The following is a 22861-nucleotide window of genomic DNA, read 5'->3' as shown; positions in this document are numbered from 1 at the left end:
ATGGCTGATGAAATACAATTAGAAGCTGACGATTTAGGATTTTTTGGTGAATTTGGTGGGCAATATGTACCAGAAACACTAATGCCAGCAATTCAAGAATTAAATGAAACTTATCAAAAATTAAAAAATGATCCAGAATTTCATAAAACATTGAATGCTTATTTAAAAGATTATGTAGGTCGAGAAACACCTTTAACTTATGCAAAAAGATATACAGAAGCATTAGGTGGCGCAAAAATTTATTTAAAAAGAGAAGATTTAAACCATACTGGTGCTCATAAAATTAATAACGCATTAGGACAAGCTTTAATCGCTCAAAAAATGGGCAAAAGAAAATTAGTTGCAGAAACAGGTGCAGGACAACACGGTGTGGCAAGCGCCACAATCGCTGCTTTGTTTGACATGGAACTTATAGTATTTATGGGTGAAGAAGATATTGAACGCCAAGCGTTAAACGTATTTAGAATGGAACTACTAGGTGCTAAAGTGGTACCTGTTACTGATGGTCAAGGTACTTTATCAGATGCTGTTAACAAAGCTTTACAATATTGGGTTTCAAACGTTGAAGATACACATTATTTACTTGGCTCAGCATTAGGACCACATCCATTTCCTACTATAGTAAGAGACTTACAAAGCGTTATTGGTAAAGAGATTAAAACGCAAATTTTAGAGAAAGAATCTCGTTTACCTGATGCAGTTGTAGCTTGTATAGGGGGAGGTTCAAATGCAATTGGAACATTCTATCCGTTCGTTAATGACGAAGAAGTTAAATTGTATGGTGTAGAAGCTGCAGGTAAAGGTGTCGATACTAAGAAACACGCACTTGCAATCAACAAAGGTAAGCCTGGTGTACTACATGGCTCAAGAATGTATCTCGTACAAGATGAAAATGGACAAATAGAATTAGCGCACTCTATTTCAGCAGGGCTTGATTACCCTGGTGTAGGACCAGAGCATAGTTATTATAACAATATTGGTCGAGTAGAATATCCGAATGCAAGTGATAAAGAAGCGATGGATTCATTGATTAAATTCACTCAACTTGAAGGCATTATTCCAGCAATCGAAAGTGCTCACGCGTTAAGTTACGTGGAAAAACTAGCTCCAACTATGGATAAAGATGAAATTATTGTTGTCACAGTTTCAGGACGTGGTGATAAAGATATGGAAACGATTAGAAAATATATGCAAAATCAAGAGGGTGAACAAAATGAGTAAATTATTTATACCATATATAATGGCTAACAAAGATTTTATTGAAAATGTGAAACTAATGGATAAGTATGGTGCTAACTACATTGAAATAGGATTGCCATTTTCTGATCCTGTAGCAGATGGACCAACAATTATGAAAGCTGGCCAAGAGGCAATTAAACAAGGTATGAATGTAAATAAAATCATCGATGAATTAATCGAACATAAAAACGACATACATACACCATATCTATTTATGACTTATTATAATTTAATTGATGCTTATGGTGTAGAACGTTTCATCGAGCGTATAGATGAAGCTAATGTATATGGATTAATTATTCCAGACTTACCATTTGAATTGGGTCAACGATTCAAAGAAAAATTAGCAAAAACAAATGTGAAATTAATACCTTTAATTGCGATGACATCAAGTGATGAACGAATTAAACAAATTGCAGAACATGCAGAAGGTTTTATTTACACAGTTACGATGAACGCAACTACAGGTGATGGTAGAGGATTCCATGAATCACTTAAAGATAAAATAAAATTTATACAACAACATTCTCAAGTACCTGTTGTTTGTGGATTTGGTATTAAAACAGAGGAACATGTTAAAGAAATTAAATCGTTTAGCGATGGGGTTGTTATAGGTAGTGAAATCGTAAAAAGGTTAGAACAAGATCCAACTACGGATACAATCGAATATATAAAGTCTATTAGAAATGCTTTAGACGAAAAATAAAGTTTACAAACCCTTCAAACAAGAAATAGAAGTTAACATCATGTATAATCGGATGTAACAAAAGAAAAGGAGTGTTTCTAATGAGCAAAAAATTACTTATGGTTGTAACAAATACATCTCAATTTAAAGATGGTAAACCAACTGGATTATGGCTAGAAGAAGCAGCAATTCCTTACAAAGTTTTCATCAAAAATGGAATAGAAGTGGACATCGCATCAGTTAGTGGTGGTAGTGTGCCAATCGATCCAAATTCAACACAAAATGATGAAACGAAAGAATATCATGATGTTTTAGAAAAACTTCAACAAACTTACGGAATTAAAGATATCGTATTTGAAAATTATGATGGCATATTCTTACCAGGTGGTCACGGGACAGTATTTGATTTCCCTAACAATCCTGATTTAGAGAATATGTTAGCTTATTATAAAGAGAAAAATAAGGTGATTGGTTCAGTTTGTCATGGACCAAGCGCATTTATTGGTGCCAAACTACCTGGTGGCGATTATTTAGTTAATGACGTTAAATTAACATCGTTCACAGATAGTGAAGAACAATCAATGGGATTAGAAAAAGACGTTCCATTCTTATTACAAACTGAACTAGAAAAACAAGGTGCAAGATTCGTCAAAGGTAGTGATTTCGACTCACATACAGTAGTAGATCGTAACTTTGTAACCGGACAAAATCCTAATTCAAGTGAAGAAGTAGCAGAAAAAATTGTAAATGTTTTAAAATAATAAAGTGATGGAAAAAGCAGGCTGGGACATACATAAATGTCTCAGCTCTGTTTGTTTTAGAAGATCTCTAACGTGTAAATGTATAAAGTTAAGTTCTACTCCTTTTTATTCATAACCAATTAGTTATACATTTGTGTCATAAAACTCTATAGTGCGAAGTAAAATAATGGTATAGTAATGAGTATTGTTTTAGAATAAAGGTAAAATAATGTATAATTGTATTAAATACATAAATATTAGATTGGGAGTATTGTATAAATGAAATTTACAAATTTAACGACTGGTGAATTTGAAACATTTACTAATAACATGCCATATGCTCATTTTACTCAGACAGTGGGTAACTATGAACTAAAGACATCAGAGGGCACTTCAACACATTTAGTTGGTGTAAAGAATGACCAAGATGAGGTGTTGGCTGCATGTTTGCTTACAAGTGTGCCAGTAATGAAAAAGTTTAATTATTTTTATTCGAATCGAGGGCCAGTAATGGACTTTGATAATAAAGAACTTGTTGACTTCTTTTTTAAAAAAATCGTACCGTATTTAAAAAAGAACAAAGCATTATTCTTTAGAATTGATCCTTATTTACCATATCAATTAAGAGATCATGACGGTAACGTTCTAAAGAGCTTTGAACGTGATAATTTAATTCAGCAATTTGAATCTTTAGGATATGAACATCAAGGTTTTACAACTGGTTTCCACCCAATACATCAAATTAGATGGCATTCTGTACTGGACTTAGAAGGTATGGACGAAAAGTCATTAATTAAAAACATGGATAACTTGAGAAAACGTAACACTAAAAAAGTTCAAAAAAATGGTGTTAAAGTTCGCTTTTTAACTAAAGATGAAATGCCTATATTTAGAAGGTTTATGGAAGATACAACAGAGAAGAAAGATTTCGACGACCGCGGTGACGACTTCTACTACAACAGATTAAAATACTTTGACAATGTTAAAATACCGTTAGCATATATAGATTTCGAAACGTATATACCTCAATTAGAAAAAGACTTTGAGGAACATAATAAAGAAATTGAAAAAGCTGAAAAAGAATTAGAAAAGAAACCAGACAATCAAAAAGCAATCAATAAAATTAATAACTTGAAACAGCAAAGAGAAGCTAACGAAGCTAAATTAGACGAAGCTAAACAATTACAGGCAGAGCACGGTGATACTTTACCAATCGCAGCAGGATTCTTCATCATTAATCCATTCGAAGTTGTTTACTATGCAGGCGGTTCATCAAATGAATATCGTCATTTTGCAGGAAGTTATGCAATACAATGGGAAATGATTAAATACGCATTAGAACACAATATTAATCGCTACAACTTCTATGGAATTAGTGGAGATTTCTCTGAAGATGCACCAGATGCTGGCGTTATTAAATTTAAAAAGGGTTATAATGCAGATGTTTATGAATACATTGGTGACTTTGTGAAACCAATTAATAAACCAGCATATACCGCTTATAAAGTGTTAAAAAAAGTATTAAAAAAATAAACGATTTTCAGTAAGAGAGGAATTTAGATAATATGAAATTTACAGAATTAACCGTTACTGAATACGACGATTTTGTATCTGATAGTCAATATGAATGTCATTATTTCCAAGTGAAAGAAAATATCAAAACAAGAGAAAATGATGGCTTCCAAGTCGTATTATTAGGTGTTAAAGATGAGAGCAACCAAGTTGTTGCAGCAAGTTTGTTCTCTAAAATACCAACATTAGGCAGTTATGTTTATTATTCAAACCGTGGTCCAGTGATGGATTACAGTGATTTACAATTAGTAGAATACTATTTTAAATCGCTTGAAAAATATTTAAAACAACATCAATGTTTATATGTTAAAGTAGACCCTTACTGGATTTATAACATCTATGATAAAGACCTTAATCCAATAAAAGAAGATGGCCCGAACGACCAAATTGTCGACTTAATAAAATCATTAGGATATCAACACCATGGTTTTACTACACAATATGATCCATCAAGCCAAGTAAGATGGATGGGTGTACTAAACTTAAAAGACAAGACTTTAGCAGAAGTTAAAAAAGGGTTCGATAGCCAGAGAAAACGTAACGTTAATAAAGCTCATAACTACGGTGTGAAAGTTCGATTTCTAGAAGAAGACGAATTAGATATATTCTTCAAATTATATAGAGAGACTGAAGAGAGAGCAGGCTTTATATCTAAAACAGACGAATACTTTATGAACTTTATCAATACATACGGTTCTAAAGCATTAGTACCATTAGCGTATATAGATTTAAATGAATATATACAATCTACTCAAGAAAACTTAACTGAATTAGAAACGAAACGCGATCAAATGATGGCTAAAGAAAATAAATCAGAAAAGCAACTTAAGAAAATCGCTGAAACTGATAGACAGATTGACCATGCTCAAAAAGAATTACTAGAAACAAGTGAGTTAATGAAGACAGATGGAGAAGTATTAAATCTCTCTGCAGGTGTATTCTTTGAAAACGCATATGAAATCAACTATTTCTCAGGTGGTTCAAGCGAAAAATACAATCACTTCATGGGGCCATATATGATGCATTGGTATATGATTAACTATTGTTTCGATAATGGCTTCGATAGATATAACTTCTACGGTTTATCAGGAGACTTTACTGAAAACAGTGAAGACTACGGTGTATATCGATTCAAACGAGGATTTAATGTACAAATCGAAGAACTTATAGGTGATTTCTACAAACCAATCAATAAGAAAAAGTATTTCTTATACAATACATTACAAAAAGTACGCTCAAAAATTAAAAGATAGAAAATATATAGAAGCTGGGACATAGATACATGTCTCAGCTTCTTTCATTATAGGTGTAATGTCCTTATTGTCACAACTTGTAAAACGTGTCAACAAGGATAGTCATATTGTCACAACTTGCGAAACGTGTCAACAAGGATAGTCATATTGTCACAACTCGCAAAACGTGTCAACAAGGGTAGCCATATTGTCACAACTCGCAAAACGTGTCAACAAGGATAGTCATATTGTCACAACTCATAAAACGTGTCAATAAGGATAGTCATATTGTCACAACTTGTAAAACGTGTCAATAAGGATAGTTATATTGTCATAACTAGTAAAACGTGTCAATAAGGATAGCCATATTGTCAGAACTTGCGAAACGTGTCAACAAGGATAGTCTTATTGTCACAACTCATAAAACGTGTCAACAAGGGTAGCCATATTGTCACAACTCATAAAACGTGTCAATAAGGATAGCCATATTGTCACAACTCGTAAAACGTGTCAACAAGGGTGACCATATTGTCACAACTCGTAATTTGTCTGAATGTTGCAAGACGAGGTGCACGTGCGACATTCATAGCCTAAATTATATAAAAAACAGGTTGAGGCATAAATAAATGTCTCAACCTGTTTCAATTCTATTTAATAATGTCTATTAATTCTTTTTTCGATGCTGAGCGTGCTGGTATCCAACCGAATACTATTCCGATTAATGTTGATACGCCAACTGCTAAAATTACGGATCCTAGACTGACAACACTTTGTACCATATCAGGTGTTACTGCTTCTACTAGTTTTGATATTAATATACCGAGTATCAATCCTATAATTCCGCCTATGAGACATAATACAATACTTTCAACTAAGAATTGTACTTCTATATCTCTTCCTTTGGCACCAAATGCTCTTCTAATTGCGATTTCTTCTGTTCGTTCTGCTACTGAAATATACATCACATTCATTACACCGATACCTGCAATGAATAGGGAGATACCAGCTACTGCAGCTACGAAGTACGTAATGGCATCGAATACTTGTGTAATGCTTTTCATAACTTCTTCTAAGTCTGTATATTCGTAATTGCCATCGCTACTACCAGAACCGCTTTTATTTAATTGTTTAGCAGCTTTATTCGCTATTTCTTTCTTTTCGCTATCATCGTTTACTTTAATCTCAAGTTCTGGAAACTTTTGATTTAAGTTACCCATGTATTTACTAAATGTTTGGCTAGGCATATGCACTGCTGAATCATTCATTTCATCATTAGCAATGCCGACTATTTTAAAGCCTTGATCATCAATGAATAATGTTTGTCCTATAGCGTCATTATTAAATACTTCTTTCGCTATTGTTTTATCTACCGTGACAACTTTTTCATTTAATTCATTATCTGTTTTCGAAAATCCGTGACCTTCTGTTGTATTTGAAAACTGTTCTTTTTTAATAATGTTAACGTTTTGTTGTTTTTGAGCATTTGTTAATTTCGCTGAATAACTTTGATTTTTGTCTTCTTTAATTTTCACGCTTTTAACGCCTTTAATTTGTCTTACCATATCCATATCTTCTTTATCAAAAGGATTTTTAGTGGCGTTATCTGGATTACTAGGCATATAGCTTATCACTGCTTGGCCTTTACTTGCACCAGTATCTTCGAATTCTTCTGAAGCTGTTTTTTTAAAGCCATTACCTAATGACATGATTGTTATTACTGCAGCGATACCAATAATGATACCAATCATCGTGAAGATATTCCGACGTTTATTTTTCATAATCGATTTAAGAGATATTGATATAATGTTAGGTAAGTTTTTCATTCAACCACCTCTTCTCGTTGAACACGACCATCTAAAATGTGTATGATGCGATCTGCTTGTTCTGCAACTTTGCGGTCATGTGTGACGATAATCATAGTTGTGTTTTTATCACGATTTAACCGTACGAATAAATCCATAATATCTTTAGATGTTTGAGAATCTAGTGCGCCGGTAGGTTCATCGGCAATAATAAATTTCGGTTGGTTTACAATCGAACGTGCTATAGCAACACGTTGTTGTTGCCCACCTGATAATTTACTAGGTACTAAATTCTTTTTATCTTCAATGCCAACTTCTCTTAAAACGGATTCTACATGACGCTTTCTTTCTTTTGTGGACATACCTGAATAAAGTAGGGGGATGCTCACATTTTCTAATATCGTATTATTTTGTATTAATTTAAAGTTTTGAAAGACAAATCCGACTGTTTTATTTCTTACAGCAGCAAGCTTATTATCCGAAACATTTTGGTAGTTTTCTTGATTAAATAAATATTCACCAGTATAGCCTCGATCTATAAAGCCTAAAATATTAATCAATGTACTTTTTCCTGAACCAGAAGGTCCCATTATTGCAATAAACTCACCAGTATCAATCGAAATATTAATATCTTTCAAAATATGGTTTGTTTCTTCGCCATTCTTAAAGTGTCGATTAACATTTACTAAATTAATCATGAGGATACCTCAACTTTATCACCATTATTTAATGATTTTTTAGGTGAAACAATCAGTTTTTCTCCTTTTTTAAGACCTTTTTTAACAAATATTTCACCATTTTGACGTTCGATATTAAGATGACGTTTTTCAACTTTATTATCTTTGTTTAATACGAAAACATCATTATTTCTAGTTAATACACTCTTAGGTAGTTTAATAGCATCTATAGGGATTTCTGCTTCTGTAGAAAAACCACTGCGAATAGGTAAGTCGATTTTTCCTATTGTGACTTGGTATTTTGAGTTGTCCTTATTTAAAGTAGGGTTATTGGACACAGGATTTGAAGCCTGGGAACTTCCTTCTTCGCTATTGCTTTGACTCATACTAGCACCAGTAGCACCTTTTTCTTCATAGTTACTAGGTAGTTCAGATATTTTCGTGATTTTACCATGACCTTTTTCGCCAGTACTATTAACCTTGATGTTAACTGAATCTCCGACTTTTATTTTGTTCACATCGAATTCAGAAACAGAAGATTTAATTTGAGTTTCATTTGCTATCAATTTTAATATAGATTCTCCGCTTGCAGCATCTGTATCATTGTCCATTTCAATTACACCGTCAAATGATGCATAAGTACTATCATTAATTTGTTTAGTATACTGAGATAGTTCTTTTTGCGCTTCATTCAATGCGTTTAAATCTTGATTTAACTTCTTTTGTAAATCGTTGTTGTTCGGTTGCTGATTAATATTTTGATAGTCTTGATTAACTACATTTTGCGCGTCGTTAACCTTACTTGATAAGTCCTGTCTTTTTTGATCGTTGATATTGTAGTTGATTAAAGTATCGCCTTGCTTTACTTTTTCTCCGTCTTCAACCAAAGTACTCACTAAATCACCTAACTGATCATTGTTATTATATGTTTTTATTTTAGATGGGGAAGCTTTCCCAGAAATGTTTAAAGGCGATTCTTCCTTAACTTGATATGTATCATAACCGTCACTTTTCTTGTCATTATCATTACTAGTCTGTTTTACAATATATGCAGTCAAGACTAATAAGAGAATAACGATGATACCGATTATCCAAATGAGTTTCTTCTTCAAAATTTTTCACTCCTATATTAAAAATGTCTACCCCAAAATAATAACATATATTGTAAAAAAATATATGGAATTCGAGGCAAATGGTGATATTATATAAATATAAATTTATTTAAATAGGGGGATTTTAGCTGAAAATTTTTATAAATTTAGAGAAAAACCAAAGTGGCTAGTAAACATGATTTTAAGTATTGTATTAGAATTAATCATAGTATGGATATTGATGTCGACAACATCAGAATCAGGCACATTAACTGAAGAACAAGGTATAAGTGATCCAAATAATGAAATGTTAACAAATTTTGTTAAAGTACTAGAATACATAATTCCGGGATTAAGCGTTATTTTAGGCATTGTAATGTCATCTATTATATTTTTAATCATTTCTAAATTAATGAAATCAGATGTAAAAGTATCAAGCTTGTTTACAGCGACAACACTTATCACATTGCTCTTTACAATCATTGATTTAATTGTAGTAAGCATACAAGCATTATTCAAGCTGGATCCGGAACAATATTCAATAACGAGCTTAGCAGTATTTGACCAAGACAACATTTATCTAGGCGTATTTGATCTCGGAATATTAATAGAAGGATATTTAATAGCAATCTTGTTATATGAAACAAGCAGATTATCAGGAAAAGCATCAATAATTTGGAGTGTCGTAATGGTTGTAATTTCTATAATCATAAGTTTAATAATTGCATGAGTTAAATGAATGAGAATTGATAATATTAAGTATCGAGTTAAAACTATATAAAAACGCAATAAACACAGATATTCATATTAAGAATATGATTTTCTAGTTATTAGTTTACATAATATATATTATAGGAAGTTACGTATATTGTGATTAGGGGACCCTTTTCTATTCGTTTAACGACATACTTATATGTTTAACGTTGTTATATTTATCTATGCTATATAAATCTGGATTTTTTAATGCTTTCCATTCTTCAAATCCAATCTCGTGATTAAAATGATTTAATAGCAATGTCATTATATTACCGTGTGTAACGATTAAGCTGTTATATGATTGATTAATGGATTCATATACGCTTAAAATTCTTTTTTGAGCTTCTGAACTTGATTCGCCATTATGTATACGATAATCAAAGTCTTTAAATGTGTATTTAAGCTCATTTAACCAATTATCTAATGATATGTCGCTTAATTGACGTTCATTGAGCCTTGAATCTGTAATAACATTTACTTGATATTTACTTATATATGGTTTGATTGTTTCATATGTACGCTTCATATTACTAATGTATATTTGATCAATATTAAGGTTTGCTAATACTTGTACTAATTGTTCTGCACATAATTGGCCATCTTCAGTTAAATTTGCATGTTTATCTTGACCGATAGCTTTGCAATGTCTAAGTATGTATATCATTATGATTCTCCTTAAAATTTAATATTAAGCTACAATAACATAAACATAATATAAAACACCAATGGGTTTAAATCGTAATTATTCCGATTAACTCATTGGTGTTTCTCTTATTGATGATTTTCTACATATATATTAATAGCTTCATGCATAAATTGTGCTAATCCATCACCAAATCGGTTTATATTCTTAGTAAAACGTTCGTCAGCTACATACATTTCACCTAAACCTTTAAATATTTCTAATGAATACTCATAATTGATGTTATCATTTAAGAAATCATACCAATTTTGAATAAGTTGTTGTGCTTCTTTTGATGCTGGTGATTTTTCTTTATCATTAACTGAAGCTAGTTCTCTAAATATAGTATTCATTTCATCTTCTTTTTCGAATCTTTCTTGCTTAGGCATATTTGCTAATTGTTCATTAGCTTTATCAACTGTCTTTTCGCCCCACTTTTCTTTAGCTTCTTGTTCATAAGGATTTTGACTAAAATCAAAACCTTCGAATCTTTCTTCTTTTGTCATATTAATCTCTCCTTTTAAATGTAGATTTGTTTTATCAATGGTTTCTATCATTTTGTCTATACGTAATCTTTTTTCTAAAAGCATTTCTTTGTGTAACCTTAATGCTTCTTTTGTATCGAATGATGGATCATTGAGAATTTCTTTTATTTTTTTGAGAGGAAAATTTAGTTCTTTAAAAAATAGAATTTGCTGTAATTTTTCGAGACTTTTATCGTTATATAACCTGTACCCAGCTTCAGTTGTACTATCTGGTTTTAATAAGTTTATTGAGTCGTAATGATGGAGCGTGCGCACGCTTATTCCTACTAAATCTGCAACTTCTTTTACAGTCATTTCCATTTCTCTGACCTCCTCCTACTTATTACTATAAAGTCTAACGTAACGTAAGGGTCAACAACAAATATTAAAAAATATTATTTTTGCTCATATAGATAATGTTATAGTTGATATACTATAGAAATAAGAAAAATTGAATCAGATAGGAGCATTATTATGAGTCACAACATAAAATTTGATTTAAAGCTAGAAACTGATCGTTTATTTTTACTAGCTGGAGAACGTGTTTATACATATAAAGATACTATTAAACAAGGCATGCTTAATTCAGTTGACCGCTTAAAAGAATGGGTTTCCTTTTTTAATCATAATTTTGACGATTTTAAAGTTACAGATTTTATTAATAAAACTACTGATATAAACTTAAATAAACAATTTTTAAGATATTTTATTTTCGATAAAGAAACTGAAACTTTCGTTGGATCAATCGTTTTACAAGATATTAATTTAAGATTACCCTCATGTGAAATTGGCTATTGGATGGTTAATTCTGGTTTAGGAAAAGGATTTGCTACTGAAGCTATAAAATATGTTACAAAATATTTAGTTGAAGAACATGGCTTTGTTAGAATTGAAGCTTATATAGATGTTCAAAACACTAAAAGTATAGAAACTATCGAGCGTTGTGGATATGAATTAGAAGGAACATTAAAGAATTCAGATTTAAGTTCAGATGGTAGTAAGCTAATAAATGAAGTATTATATGCAGTAGCTACACCAGTTTATTTTAAATAATAAAATAAAACATCAACTTGAAATGTAAATTCAGGTCGATGTTTTATTCTATAATATGTTGTTTATCATTATTTTTCTCGTCTTTTTAATTTTTCAAATTGATGCCCGCTATCTATACCTTCTTTTTCGCTTAACTTTTCTAGTCTTCTTTGTCTATTCTTTTTGACTAAATACCATGTTAAAAGACTGAAGCATAAACTAATAATGGCCATAAAGGCAGCGTAACCTAATAATGGTTCGTATGTAATATCATAAAAATTAGGTAAGATAAAAGCAATAATGCCTAATATTATAAATGTTAATATTGCGCTAATAACATATTTTTTTAATATTAATGAAGACAATATTGAGAAAACGACGACAATCACAAATGATATCCATAAGTAATTTGGGAAATCAAATATATTCAAACTATTACGCCTCCTTTACAACTATATCTAATAGTATACCCGATTATTAATATATTAATTAAGTTTTGCAGTATTTTTATAAAAATAATTGAATTTAACAAATGTTTTATAACCTAGCAAATTTGTACTCTAAAATGATTAATATTATAATGAAAATGAGCAATTATGTGAACATTGCAAATATTTTAAAAAGGGATGAGACAATGGGACAAAAATTACGTAGTGAAATACCTACTAACGAAACATGGGACTTATCGAGTTTATACGAAAATAACAACGCTTTTTATTCAACGTTAACTGACTTAGTTCAAAGAGTGACTGATTTTAATGAAAAGTATCTCAATCAATTAAAGGATGTATCGACTATTGAATCAGCTTTACATGAACAAGCTGATCTTATTATTGATGTAATACATTTAAGTACATATGCAGAACTATTGTATTCTACTGATACGACTGACGCTGATAGTCAAAAAGTAGCAGCACAATTTTCTACTACATACGGGAAGATTGCAGGTTTATTATCATTTTTAGAATCGGAAATCTTACAATTAGAAGAGGAAACATTTAATGCTTTAATTAAACAATCAGAATACCCTAAATATTTATCATTACTAAAACGACAAAAACCACATACGTTACATCCTGAAGTTGAAAAAACTTTAGCGACGTTCTCACCTACTTTTAGTGCACCGTTTGAATTGTATGGAATTACGAAAATGTTAGATATTGAGTTTGGTACGTTTGAAGCAAATAACGAAGAAATTGCATTAGATTATGTATCATTCGAAGGAGATTTTGAAGTTCACTCAAATACTGAAGTGAGAAGAAATGCGTTTAAGAAATTCAGCGAAGCATTGCGTCGCTATGAAAATACGACTGCTGCAACATACAACGCTCATGTTCAAAAAGAAAAAATAGAATCCGAACTTCGTGGATATGATTCTGTTATAGATTTCTTACTTGAACCTCAAGATGTTACGAGAGAAATGTACGATAGACAAATAGATGTGATTTCTGAAGAATTAGCACCACATATGAGACGTTATGCTAAATTGCTAAAGCGAACAAATAATTTAGATGAAATACGTTTTGAAGATTTAAGAATTCCGCTAGATCCAACTTATGAACCTGATGTATCAATTGAAGGATCAAAAGAATATATTAAAGACGCATTAAGTGTGCTTGGCGATGATTATATGCAAATGGTAAATGATAGTTATGACAAACGCTGGATTGATTTTCCTCAAAATAAAGGTAAACAAACAGGTGCTTATTGTGCGAGCCCATATGGCGTAAATCCATTTATATTCATTTCATGGACAAGTAAAATGACTGAAGTATTTGTATTAGCCCACGAATTAGGTCATGCTGGTCATTTTAATTTAGCGAATAAATATCAAAATGTATACCAAGCTGATTGTTCTATGTATTTTGTGGAAGCACCATCTACAATGAATGAAATGTTAATGGCAAATAGCTTATTAAAAAAATCAAATGATCCAAAATTCAAACGTTGGGTGATAAGTTCAATTATTTCAAGAACTTATTATCATAATATGGTTACGCACTTATTAGAAGCTAAGTACCAAAGAGAAGTTTATAGAAAAGTAGACGAAGGTGAAGCTTTAACTGCCCCACTGCTTAATGAAATTAAAAAGAAAGTTATTTCAGATTTCTGGGGTGACGAAGTCGAAATAACTGACGGTGCTGAATTAACTTGGATGCGCCAACCTCATTATTATATGGGATTATACCCATATACTTACTCTGCTGGATTAACAATTGGTACAGTAATGAGTCAAAGAATAGAAAATGAAGGACAACCTGCTGTTGATGATTGGTTAAATGTATTGAAATCAGGTGGTTCAAAATCTCCAGTTGAATTAGCAGAGTTAGCTGGAATTGATGTTACTACAGACAAGCCGTTAAAAGAAACAATAGCTTATATCGGTAGTTTGATTGACGAATTAGAAACATTAACAGATGAAATTGAATAATTAAATAAAGGTTCTTTTCGTCATGAATGGCGAAAAGAACCTTTATTATTAGTGCTCTTAATGACTATTCTTATTAAACGTGTCAACAACGCTATCCTTGTTGACTATTCTCATCAAACATGTCAATAACGCTACCCTTGTTGACTATTCTTACCAAACGTGTCAATAACGCTTGCTACTACCATTAACATTCATTCCAAAAATATAAAAGCCGTGGCCCAACTTTTGCGTTAGGTCACGGCTTTTAAAGCAATATACTTAGCTCTTTTAAAGCAATATACGAGATTATGCTTCGTCTTGTTTAACTTGAGCCCAGCCTTTTGTAGTAATCGCAATTTTACCTGTTTCAATAACGATAAGTTTTTGTTTATACAATCTACCTATTGCGCGTTTGAAACTTGCTTTACTCATATTAAATACTTCTTTGATTGCTTCTGGGTCAGATTTATCCCAGAAAGGTAGTTCTCCATCATATTCTACTAGTAAATCAAAAATAATTTGTCCGTCTTCATCAAGACGTTCATGTGCTAATGGTAAGAACGAACCATTTAACTCGCCATTTTCTTTAACGCCAATAATTCTAACGTCCATTTCTTCGCCTAACCTAGGTTCATGTCTACGTTCAGATTCATGTACGAATATTTTGTATCCATCTTCTGACAGTAAAAATGTTCCTACTCTTAACAGGCGGTATGGTCTAGCTGTAACATGTTGATGTAAAACTGTTTCTTCCGCAGCTTTATACATAGTATCAACAATTGTTTCAGTCGCTAATCTTGCGAACATTTGACTATTGCTATCTATTCTTAGCGTACAAAAAATCATGTCGCCATTTTGTGGCCAAAGTTCTTTAACTTTCGGAAGGTCTTCCCAAGGTATTAATACCTCTCTAGGTAGGCCAACATCAACTGCTGCGCCATCTCTATCTACTCTTAAAACTTTTACCCAATCGTAACGGTCTTTTGTAATTGTTGGCATATTTTGTGTGGCAAATAATTCGCCAGAACGGCTTGGATATACAAAGAAACTATAATCTTCGCCTATTTCTAAATCGTCTTCATTATCTACTTCAGATGCATTCATTTTAATATGTTCGCTGTTAGGTCCAAGTAAATGGTACGTTGAACCTTCCAATCTATCCACTTTTAAAAAGTCTATTCGACCTACAAGTGTATCTTTTTCTTGTGCCATATCATTCTCCATTCTTATCTTATTAGTTTCTACATTATAACATGCATTTTGTTTCATGTAACGACAGTTCATTCTCTTGTCCTTTTTTGTTAGATATATGGTATAATTCATCGATAGAAGTATTAATGAAAAGGAGTCATTTAATGTTACAAGTCACTAATGTAAGTTTGCGATTTGGTGATCGTAAACTATTCGAAGATGTAAATATTAAGTTCACACCAGGCAACTGTTACGGACTTATTGGGGCTAATGGCGCTGGAAAATCAACATTTTTAAAAGTGTTATCTGGAGAATTAGACTCACAATCAGGTAACGTTTCATTAGGTAAAGATGAACGTTTAGCTGTATTAAAGCAAGATCACTTTTCTCATGAAGATGAAAAAGTAATTGACGTGGTATTAAAAGGTCACGAAAAATTATGGGAAGTTATGAAAGAAAAAAATGACATTTACATGAAGCCAGACTTCTCTGATGAAGATGGTATGCGTGCTGCTGAACTTGAAGGCGAATTTGCTGAGATGAACGGTTGGAACGCTGAAGCGGATGCTTCTGTATTACTTTCAGGTTTAGGTATTAAAGACGACCTACATGATAAACAAATGTCTGAATTAGAAAATAACCAAAAAGTTAAAGTATTATTAGCTCAAAGTTTATTTGGTGAGCCAGATGTTCTATTACTGGACGAGCCTACAAACGGTTTAGATATTCAAGCAATCGCTTGGTTAGAAGAATTCTTAATAAACTTTGAAAATACAGTAATCGTTGTGTCTCATGATAGACACTTCTTAAACAACGTATGTACACACATCGCTGATTTAGATTACGGAAAAATTAAATTATTTGTTGGTAACTATGATTTCTGGTATCAATCAAGTCAACTAGCTGCACAAATGGCTCAAGATCAAAACAAGAAAAAAGAAGAACGTATTAAAGAATTGCAAGACTTTATTGCTCGATTTAGTGCGAACGCATCTAAATCTAAACAAGCAACAAGTCGTAAGAAGATGTTAGATAAAATCGAGTTAGATGATATTCAACCTTCTTCAAGACGTTACCCATTTGTTAACTTTAATATTGGTCGTGAAATCGGTAACGACTTATTACAAGTTCAAGGTGTTTCAAAAACAATTGATGGTAATAAAGTTTTAAATAATGTTTCATTCACTATGAATCCTAATGATAAAGCTGTATTAATAGGAGAAAGTGAAATCGCTAAAACTACCCTACTTCGTATTTTAGCTGGTGAGATTGAACCAGATGAAGGTACAGTTAAATGGGGCGTTACGACTTCTCGTTCTTATTTACCTAAAGATAACTCAGAATTCTTTGACGGTGTAAATATGAACTTAGTTGATTGGTTAAGACAATATGCACCACCTGAAGAACAAACTGAAACATTCTTAAGAGGTTTCTTAGGACGTATGCTATTTAGTGGTGAAGAAGTTAAGAAAAAAGCAGACGTACTTTCAGGTGGAGAAAAAGTAAGATGTATGTTGAGTAAGATGATGTTATCAAATTCTAACGTACTATTATTAGACGAACCTACTAACCACTTAGACTTAGAAAGTATCACAGCTGTGAACGACGGTCTGAAGAACTTCAAAGGTTCATTAATCTTTACTTCATATGACTTTGAATTTATTAACACAATTGCTAATAGAGTTATTGATATTAAAGAAGATGGCGTAATTTCTAAAGAAATTAGCTATGAAGAATATCTGAAAGATCAAGGTGTATATAGCTAATATATGCTGAGATTATACGAACAGGCTGAGACATTTATATGTCCCAGCCTGTTTTTTTGTTGTATAAGTGCGAGTAGCTTACTGTTTATAATGAATTAGAAGAGAATGTCCCCTCTAACGTGCAAGAAATATAAGACAAGCTCGTTACATTTTCTAACGAGCTAGTGCTAATAAACAAGCACGTTAGCGCTATAAAAAGCTTTGATTTTTATTAATTGCCATTAAATTTTGTGCGAAATCAAAGGCTAACGTGCACGAAACTTCAGACAAGCCCGTTACATTTTCTAACGAGCTAGTGGTAGTAAACAAGCACGTTAGCGCGATGTTCCCTACGATTTTGTAAAGTGCTGACGCCTGAGGGAATATTATGAGTGAGAGACTACAGGCTCGAACCATACCTTAGGCAAGCATGCACGAACAAAATCGTAGATTATTTATTTTGAGTTATAATTTATCTCCCAACCCATTCTTTGTTTCTGCATTAATTTACCCATTTTATTCATTTTAAATTTGTTGAATTGTTGTGACTTTTTGAAATAATCTGTTTTCTCTCTTTACATAAATATTCTTTCTATGTATAATGAATGCATATCAATTGAATATGTTTTTGATGAGGCGCATCAATCATTAGTAACTCCCCTATAGGACTGCAATCTTCAAGGAGTGAAAGGGTGCGATGCCGAAACATAATATTTTTGCAGAACTATTATGTTGGACGTATAGGTTAACAGCTTATTGTCTGTCATTATCTTAATGATAAATGGAGTGCATCACTTGTATATATAAATTAAAACAAGTTCGGATGCCGAACTTGTTTTTTTATTTATATTACGGCGTTGACCTCCCGATTTTAATTGGAGGAATAATCTTGACACAAAGTGTATTGAAATTTGGCGGAACATCCGTAAGTGATTTTAACAAAATTAAAAATATAGCCTATATGTTAAAATCTCGCGTTGATAATGGCGAACAACTAGTAGTTGTTGTAAGTGCTATGGGCAAAACGACTGATACTTTAATGCAAAATATTGATACGTTAACATCGCAACCTAAAGATGAACATTTAGCAATGTTGCTAACTACAGGTGAACAACAAACAATATCTTACCTTTCAATGGTGTTGAATGATATAGGTGTTCAAACGAAGGCGATGACGGGGTATCAAGCTGGTATTAAAACAATTGGTCATCATTTAAAGAGTAAAATAGCTGAAATTGATGCTCCTAGGTTTGAAGAAGCTTTTAAAACAAACGATATTCTAGTAGTAGCTGGCTTCCAAGGTGTTAATGATGAAATGGAAATCACTACTTTAGGACGCGGTGGTTCAGATACAAGCGCTGTAGCAATAGCATCAAGTATAAATTCCACTTGTGAAATATACACTGATGTTGATGGTGTTTATGGAACAGATCCTAGAATTTATAAAGATGCAAAATTACTTTCTGAAGTTTCTTATGAAGAAATGATGGAAATGAGTGCTTTAGGAGCTGGTGTATTAGAATCAAGGAGTGTTGAAATAGCTAGAAATTACAACATACCTCTTTATTTAGGTAGAACATTATCAAACGTGAAAGGAACATGGATTATGCCACAAACAGAAATTTTAGAGAAAAAAGCAGTCACTGGAGTCGCGTTAGATACGCATATGATTCATGTAACATTAACGTATCCAATGCAAAACTTTAAATTACTGCAAAAAATGTTTGATTCTTTAGAACACGAGTCAATGAATGTAGATATGATTTCACAAATTGAAAATCAGAGAGGTCTACAATTGTCATTTACAATAAAAGATTCTGAAGTACAACAAATTGAAAGAATTATAGAAGATTTAATGCTAGATTACCCTCACCTTCGCTACATAATGAAAGAAAATTATGCAAAGCTATCCGTAATTGGAACTGGCATGAGAGACATGTCTGGTATTGCTTCTAAAGCATTCAGAACTTTAATTAGTAACGACATACCTTTTTATCAAACAACAACATCAGAAATTAGTATTTCTTATGTCGTTGATCGAGATTTAGGTGAAGAAGCAGTACGTATTTTGTGTGAAACATTTAATATATAATGAATGATGGAGTGAACAAAATGACAAAATTAGCAGTTGTAGGTGCAACAGGTTTAGTAGGAAAAAAAGTATTAGAAGTATTAGACAGAAAGAATATCCAATTTGATGAATTAGTATTATTTTCATCACCACGTTCAGCAGGTAAAGAAGTAGAATTCCAAGGTAAAACATACACTGTTGAAGCTTTAACAGACGATAAAACAGATGGACAATTTGATTATGTCATCATGAGTGCTGGTGGCAGCACGAGTGAACATTTCGCTCCACTTTTTGAAGAGAATGGCGCAATTGTTATAGATAATTCTAGTCACTGGAGAATGCACGAAGGTATCGATTTAATCGTTCCTGAAGTAAACGAACCAAAATTAAATCGAAAAATTATTGCAAATCCAAACTGTTCTACAATTCAATCTGTAGTTCCTTTGAAACCTTTACAAGATAAGTTCGGCCTTAAGCGTGTAGCTTATACTACTTATCAAGCTGTATCAGGTTCAGGTTTAGCTGGTAAAGAAGACTTATTAAAAGGAGAACAAGGTGAAGAACCAACTAACTACCCTCACCCAATCTATAATAACGTCTTACCACATATCGATTCATTTTTAGAAGATGGTTATACAAAAGAAGAACAAAAAATGATCGACGAAACACGTAAAATCTTAAACGATAACACTTTAAATGTTACAGCAACTTGTGTTCGTGTTCCTGTACAAGACAGCCATAGCGTTCATATGAACGTAACATTAGATAAAGAAGCTACAGTTGAAGATATAAAAAAATTATTCGATGAAGATGACAGAGTTGTACTCGTTGATAATGTAGAAAATAATGAATATCCATTAGCAATTCATTCTACGGGTAAAGATGAAGTATTCGTAGGAAGAATTAGAAAGGATGAATCATTAGATAACACATTCCATATTTGGTGTACTTCTGATAATTTATTAAAAGGCGCAAGTTTAAATGCAGTACAAGTTTTAGAACAAGTTATGAATTTAAATAAATAAAAAAATTGAGGAGTGTTAAGTATGTCACATATATTTACAGGTGTAGGTGTTGCGTTAACGACACCATTCACAGAAGAGAATGTAGACTACGAAGCATTTGAAAACCATATAGAATTTTTAATTGAAAACGGTGTACAAAGTATCGTGATTAACGGTACTACTGCAGAAAATCCAACTTTAACAAACGATGAAAAAAATCAATTATTAGAAATAGGTATAAAAAAAGTAAATGGTCGTGTGCCAGTTATAGCAGGTACAGGTACTAACAACACACAAGCTTCTATTGAAGCATCATTGAAAGCAAAAGAATTAGGTGCCGATGCAATTATGCTTATCACACCATATTATAATAAAACAAGCCAACGTGGTTTAATCGCCCACTTTACTAAAATTGCAAACACAGTTGAATTGCCAGTAGTTCTATATAATGTACCTTCTAGAACAAATATGACAATTGACGTAGAAACAATGATTAAATTAAGTGAAAATCCGTATATTGTAGCATTAAAAGATGCTACTGGAGATTTAGAATATGCACAAACATTAAAAGAGAAATTACCTTCTGATTTTGCTTTATACAGTGGTAATGACGATAATATGTATGATTATTACAAGCTTGGCGGAGAAGGATTAATTTCAGTTGTGGCAAATGCAATACCACAAGAAACTCAAAAATTATTCGACCTTGTTCAAAAAGATGATACGAAAACTGCTGAAAACTTAAGAGATCAAATTCTAAGTTTACTTAATGATTTAGGTGTAGATGTTAACCCTATTCCTATTAAGTTATTAACAAGTGAACTAGGTTTTGGTCAGTATGAAGTAAGGTTACCTTTAGTAACATTAAATGAACAAGAACAACAAACATTAAGCAAAGCATTTGCTAACTTTAAAGATGGTGTAAAACAATGAAAATTTTATTAATTGGTTATGGCGCAATGAACGAACGAGTAGCAAGACTAGCAGAAGAAAATAACAATGAAATTGTAGGTGTTGTTGTTAAAGATCCTTCTAAACAATATCCCTACCCTGCCTTTGATACAATTTCATCGGCACCTGAAGCGGATGTAGCAATCGATTTTTCTAACCCAGAATTGTTAATTCCGCTATTAGAAGAAGACTTTAAACTACCATTAGTTATTGCGACTACAGGTGAAAAAGAAATAATCATTGAAAAGTTAAAAGAAAAATCTAAAGATATGCCGGTATTCTTCAGTGCAAACATGAGTTATGGCGTGCATATTCTAAAAGAAATTATTCAATATGCTGTACCATTACTTGAAGACTTTGATATTGAGATGTTGGAAAAACATCATAATAAAAAAGTGGATGCACCAAGTGGTACGTTAGTACAACTATATGATGCTATTAAAGAAAAGCGTGAAGAAACTGTTCCGGTTTACAATAGACATGAAACTAACACGAAGCGTGAACCTTCTGAAATTGGAATTAGTTCTCAACGTGGTGGTACAATAGTTGGAGAGCACCAAGTATTGTTTGCTGGACATGATGAAACGATTGAAATTACGCATCGTGCACAGTCTAAGGATATATTTGCCAACGGTGCTCTAAGTGTGGCAAATATATTAGTAAATAAAGAAAACGGATATTACACATACAATAATTTAAATGAGGAGAGAATTTAACATGGTTAAAGATTTTACTGCAGAAGAGATTATACAATATATTAGTGAGGCTGAGAAGGTAACACCTTTAAAAGTCTACGTTAACGGTCAATTTGAAAATGTTGAGTTCCCTGAGTCATTTAAAGTTTTTGGTTCAGAAACATCTAAAACAATTTTCTGTGATGCTAAAGATTGGAAAGCATTTAATGAAAAATATGCAGATCAATTTACAGATGTCGAAATAGAAATGGATCGTCGCAATTCAGCGATACCATTAAAAGATTTAACAAATACAAATGCTCGTATTGAGCCTGGTGCTTTCATTAGAGAACATGCAGTTATTGAAGATGGCGCTGTTGTAATGATGGGCGCTACAATTAACATTGGCGCTGTAGTTGGCGAAGGTACAATGGTTGATATGAACGCTTCACTTGGAGGTCGTGCTACTACAGGTAAAAATGTGCACGTTGGTGCAGGTGCAGTATTAGCGGGCGTTATCGAGCCACCTAGTGCTTCTCCAGTAGTTGTTGAAGACGATGTACTAATCGGAGCTAATGCAGTAATACTTGAAGGTGTTCGCATTGGTAAAGGTGCTATAGTTGCTGCTGGTGCAATTGTAACGAAAGATGTTCCTGAAGGAGCAGTTGTTGCTGGTACCCCTGCTAAAGTTATTAAACAATCAGCAGATGTACAAGATGGTAAAAAAGAAATCGTATCTGCTTTACGTAACTTAAACCAATAACTCATCATATAAAAGATTAG

General features: G+C 32.3%; 21 protein-coding genes and 1 riboswitch. Of the genes, 14 read left to right on the top strand and 7 right to left on the bottom strand.

Annotation, left to right across the window (positions count from 1 at the left end; translation table 11 throughout):
- The 5 genes from trpB to LQ615_RS03285 all read left to right on the top strand — a co-directional run bounded on the left by trpB (position 1) and on the right by LQ615_RS03285 (position 5489).
- On the top strand, positions 1-1221 hold the full coding sequence (gene trpB, locus LQ615_RS03305) for a tryptophan synthase subunit beta (protein ID WP_016999556.1): 1221 nt from the start codon (positions 1-3) through the stop codon (positions 1219-1221).
- Complete coding sequence (trpA, locus tag LQ615_RS03300) at positions 1214-1945, top strand: tryptophan synthase subunit alpha (RefSeq protein WP_064205251.1); 732 nt, start codon at positions 1214-1216, stop codon at positions 1943-1945. Before trpB ends, trpA begins: the two co-directional genes overlap by 8 nt.
- A gap of 80 nt (positions 1946-2025) precedes the next feature.
- Entirely contained in the window at positions 2026-2685 is a 660-nt protein-coding gene (locus LQ615_RS03295; protein WP_016999558.1) for a type 1 glutamine amidotransferase domain-containing protein, read from the top strand.
- A 258-nt stretch (positions 2686-2943) separates the two neighbouring features.
- Positions 2944-4197: an aminoacyltransferase gene (locus LQ615_RS03290; protein ID WP_070045220.1), complete on the top strand. Its 1254-nt coding sequence runs from the start codon at positions 2944-2946 to the stop codon at positions 4195-4197.
- A gap of 32 nt (positions 4198-4229) precedes the next feature.
- Positions 4230-5489, top strand: a complete 1260-nt coding sequence (locus tag LQ615_RS03285; protein WP_239703825.1) for an aminoacyltransferase — start codon at positions 4230-4232, stop codon at positions 5487-5489.
- A gap of 626 nt (positions 5490-6115) precedes the next feature.
- Here the strand turns inward: LQ615_RS03285 and LQ615_RS03280 are convergent.
- The 3 genes from LQ615_RS03280 to LQ615_RS03270 are packed head-to-tail and all read right to left on the bottom strand — an operon-like array spanning position 6116 to position 9059.
- Positions 6116-7291: an ABC transporter permease gene (locus LQ615_RS03280; protein WP_103269479.1), complete on the bottom strand. Its 1176-nt coding sequence runs from the start codon at positions 7289-7291 to the stop codon at positions 6116-6118.
- On the bottom strand, positions 7288-7968 hold the full coding sequence (locus tag LQ615_RS03275) for an ABC transporter ATP-binding protein (RefSeq protein WP_017000596.1): 681 nt from the start codon (positions 7966-7968) through the stop codon (positions 7288-7290). The genes LQ615_RS03280 and LQ615_RS03275 overlap by 4 nt, the downstream gene beginning before the upstream one ends.
- Positions 7965-9059 (bottom strand): permuted SH3 domain-containing protein, encoded by a 1095-nt coding sequence (locus tag LQ615_RS03270; protein ID WP_070045218.1) that lies wholly within the window; start codon positions 9057-9059, stop codon positions 7965-7967. Before LQ615_RS03270 ends, LQ615_RS03275 begins: the two co-directional genes overlap by 4 nt.
- A gap of 175 nt (positions 9060-9234) precedes the next feature.
- Here LQ615_RS03270 and LQ615_RS03265 point away from each other — a divergent pair, with 175 nt between their 5' ends.
- A complete protein-coding gene (locus LQ615_RS03265; protein WP_084819070.1) occupies positions 9235-9768 on the top strand; it encodes a hypothetical protein in 534 nt (177 codons plus the stop codon).
- A gap of 159 nt (positions 9769-9927) precedes the next feature.
- On the opposite strand, the gene LQ615_RS03260 is transcribed toward LQ615_RS03265, so the two are convergent.
- On the bottom strand, positions 9928-10458 hold the full coding sequence (locus LQ615_RS03260) for a histidine phosphatase family protein (RefSeq protein ID WP_017000593.1): 531 nt from the start codon (positions 10456-10458) through the stop codon (positions 9928-9930).
- 107 nt (positions 10459-10565) lie between these two features.
- Positions 10566-11321 (bottom strand): MerR family transcriptional regulator, encoded by a 756-nt coding sequence (locus tag LQ615_RS03255; protein WP_239703826.1) that lies wholly within the window; start codon positions 11319-11321, stop codon positions 10566-10568.
- A gap of 153 nt (positions 11322-11474) precedes the next feature.
- Here LQ615_RS03255 and LQ615_RS03250 point away from each other — a divergent pair, with 153 nt between their 5' ends.
- Positions 11475-12053: a GNAT family N-acetyltransferase gene (locus LQ615_RS03250; protein ID WP_017000591.1), complete on the top strand. Its 579-nt coding sequence runs from the start codon at positions 11475-11477 to the stop codon at positions 12051-12053.
- A gap of 68 nt (positions 12054-12121) precedes the next feature.
- Here the strand turns inward: LQ615_RS03250 and LQ615_RS03245 are convergent, their stop codons facing one another.
- On the bottom strand, positions 12122-12463 hold the full coding sequence (locus LQ615_RS03245; RefSeq protein ID WP_017000590.1) for a hypothetical protein: 342 nt from the start codon (positions 12461-12463) through the stop codon (positions 12122-12124).
- A 203-nt stretch (positions 12464-12666) separates the two neighbouring features.
- Between LQ615_RS03245 and pepF the strand changes: the two genes are divergently transcribed.
- Positions 12667-14463, top strand: coding sequence for an oligoendopeptidase F (gene pepF, locus LQ615_RS03240; RefSeq protein WP_239703827.1), 1797 nt, complete (start codon positions 12667-12669; stop codon positions 14461-14463).
- Positions 14464-14748: 285 nt separating this feature from the next.
- On the opposite strand, the gene LQ615_RS03235 is transcribed toward pepF, so the two are convergent.
- Positions 14749-15654, bottom strand: a complete 906-nt coding sequence (locus LQ615_RS03235) for a CvfB family protein (RefSeq protein ID WP_064205259.1) — start codon at positions 15652-15654, stop codon at positions 14749-14751.
- 143 nt (positions 15655-15797) lie between these two features.
- On the opposite strand from LQ615_RS03235, the gene LQ615_RS03230 reads away from it, so the two are divergent.
- The 6 genes from LQ615_RS03230 (at position 15798) to dapD (ending at position 22841) form a co-directional block, all read left to right on the top strand.
- Positions 15798-17399, top strand: a complete 1602-nt coding sequence (locus tag LQ615_RS03230) for an ABC-F family ATP-binding cassette domain-containing protein (RefSeq protein WP_239703828.1) — start codon at positions 15798-15800, stop codon at positions 17397-17399.
- 602 nt (positions 17400-18001) lie between these two features.
- Positions 18002-18178: riboswitch (Lysine riboswitch) on the top strand.
- Between the two features lie 89 nt (positions 18179-18267).
- A complete protein-coding gene (locus tag LQ615_RS03225) occupies positions 18268-19470 on the top strand; it encodes an aspartate kinase (protein ID WP_016999773.1) in 1203 nt (400 codons plus the stop codon).
- A 20-nt stretch (positions 19471-19490) separates the two neighbouring features.
- Positions 19491-20474, top strand: a complete 984-nt coding sequence (locus LQ615_RS03220; RefSeq protein WP_239703829.1) for an aspartate-semialdehyde dehydrogenase — start codon at positions 19491-19493, stop codon at positions 20472-20474.
- 21 nt (positions 20475-20495) lie between these two features.
- Positions 20496-21386, top strand: a complete 891-nt coding sequence (gene dapA / locus LQ615_RS03215) for a 4-hydroxy-tetrahydrodipicolinate synthase (protein ID WP_070045763.1) — start codon at positions 20496-20498, stop codon at positions 21384-21386.
- Positions 21383-22120, top strand: a complete 738-nt coding sequence (gene dapB, locus LQ615_RS03210; protein WP_016999776.1) for a 4-hydroxy-tetrahydrodipicolinate reductase — start codon at positions 21383-21385, stop codon at positions 22118-22120. Before dapA ends, dapB begins: the two co-directional genes overlap by 4 nt.
- Before the next feature lies 1 nt (position 22121).
- Positions 22122-22841, top strand: coding sequence for a 2,3,4,5-tetrahydropyridine-2,6-dicarboxylate N-acetyltransferase (gene dapD, locus LQ615_RS03205; RefSeq protein ID WP_064205142.1), 720 nt, complete (start codon positions 22122-22124; stop codon positions 22839-22841).
- The last annotated feature ends 20 nt before the right edge of the window (positions 22842-22861 follow it).

This window comes from Mammaliicoccus sp. C-M13 (genome assembly GCF_022386845.1).
GTDB lineage: Bacteria > Bacillota > Bacilli > Staphylococcales > Staphylococcaceae > Mammaliicoccus > Mammaliicoccus lentus.
The sequence above is the reverse complement of the archived record's forward strand: the minus strand, read 5'-3'. Positions and strand labels throughout refer to the sequence as shown.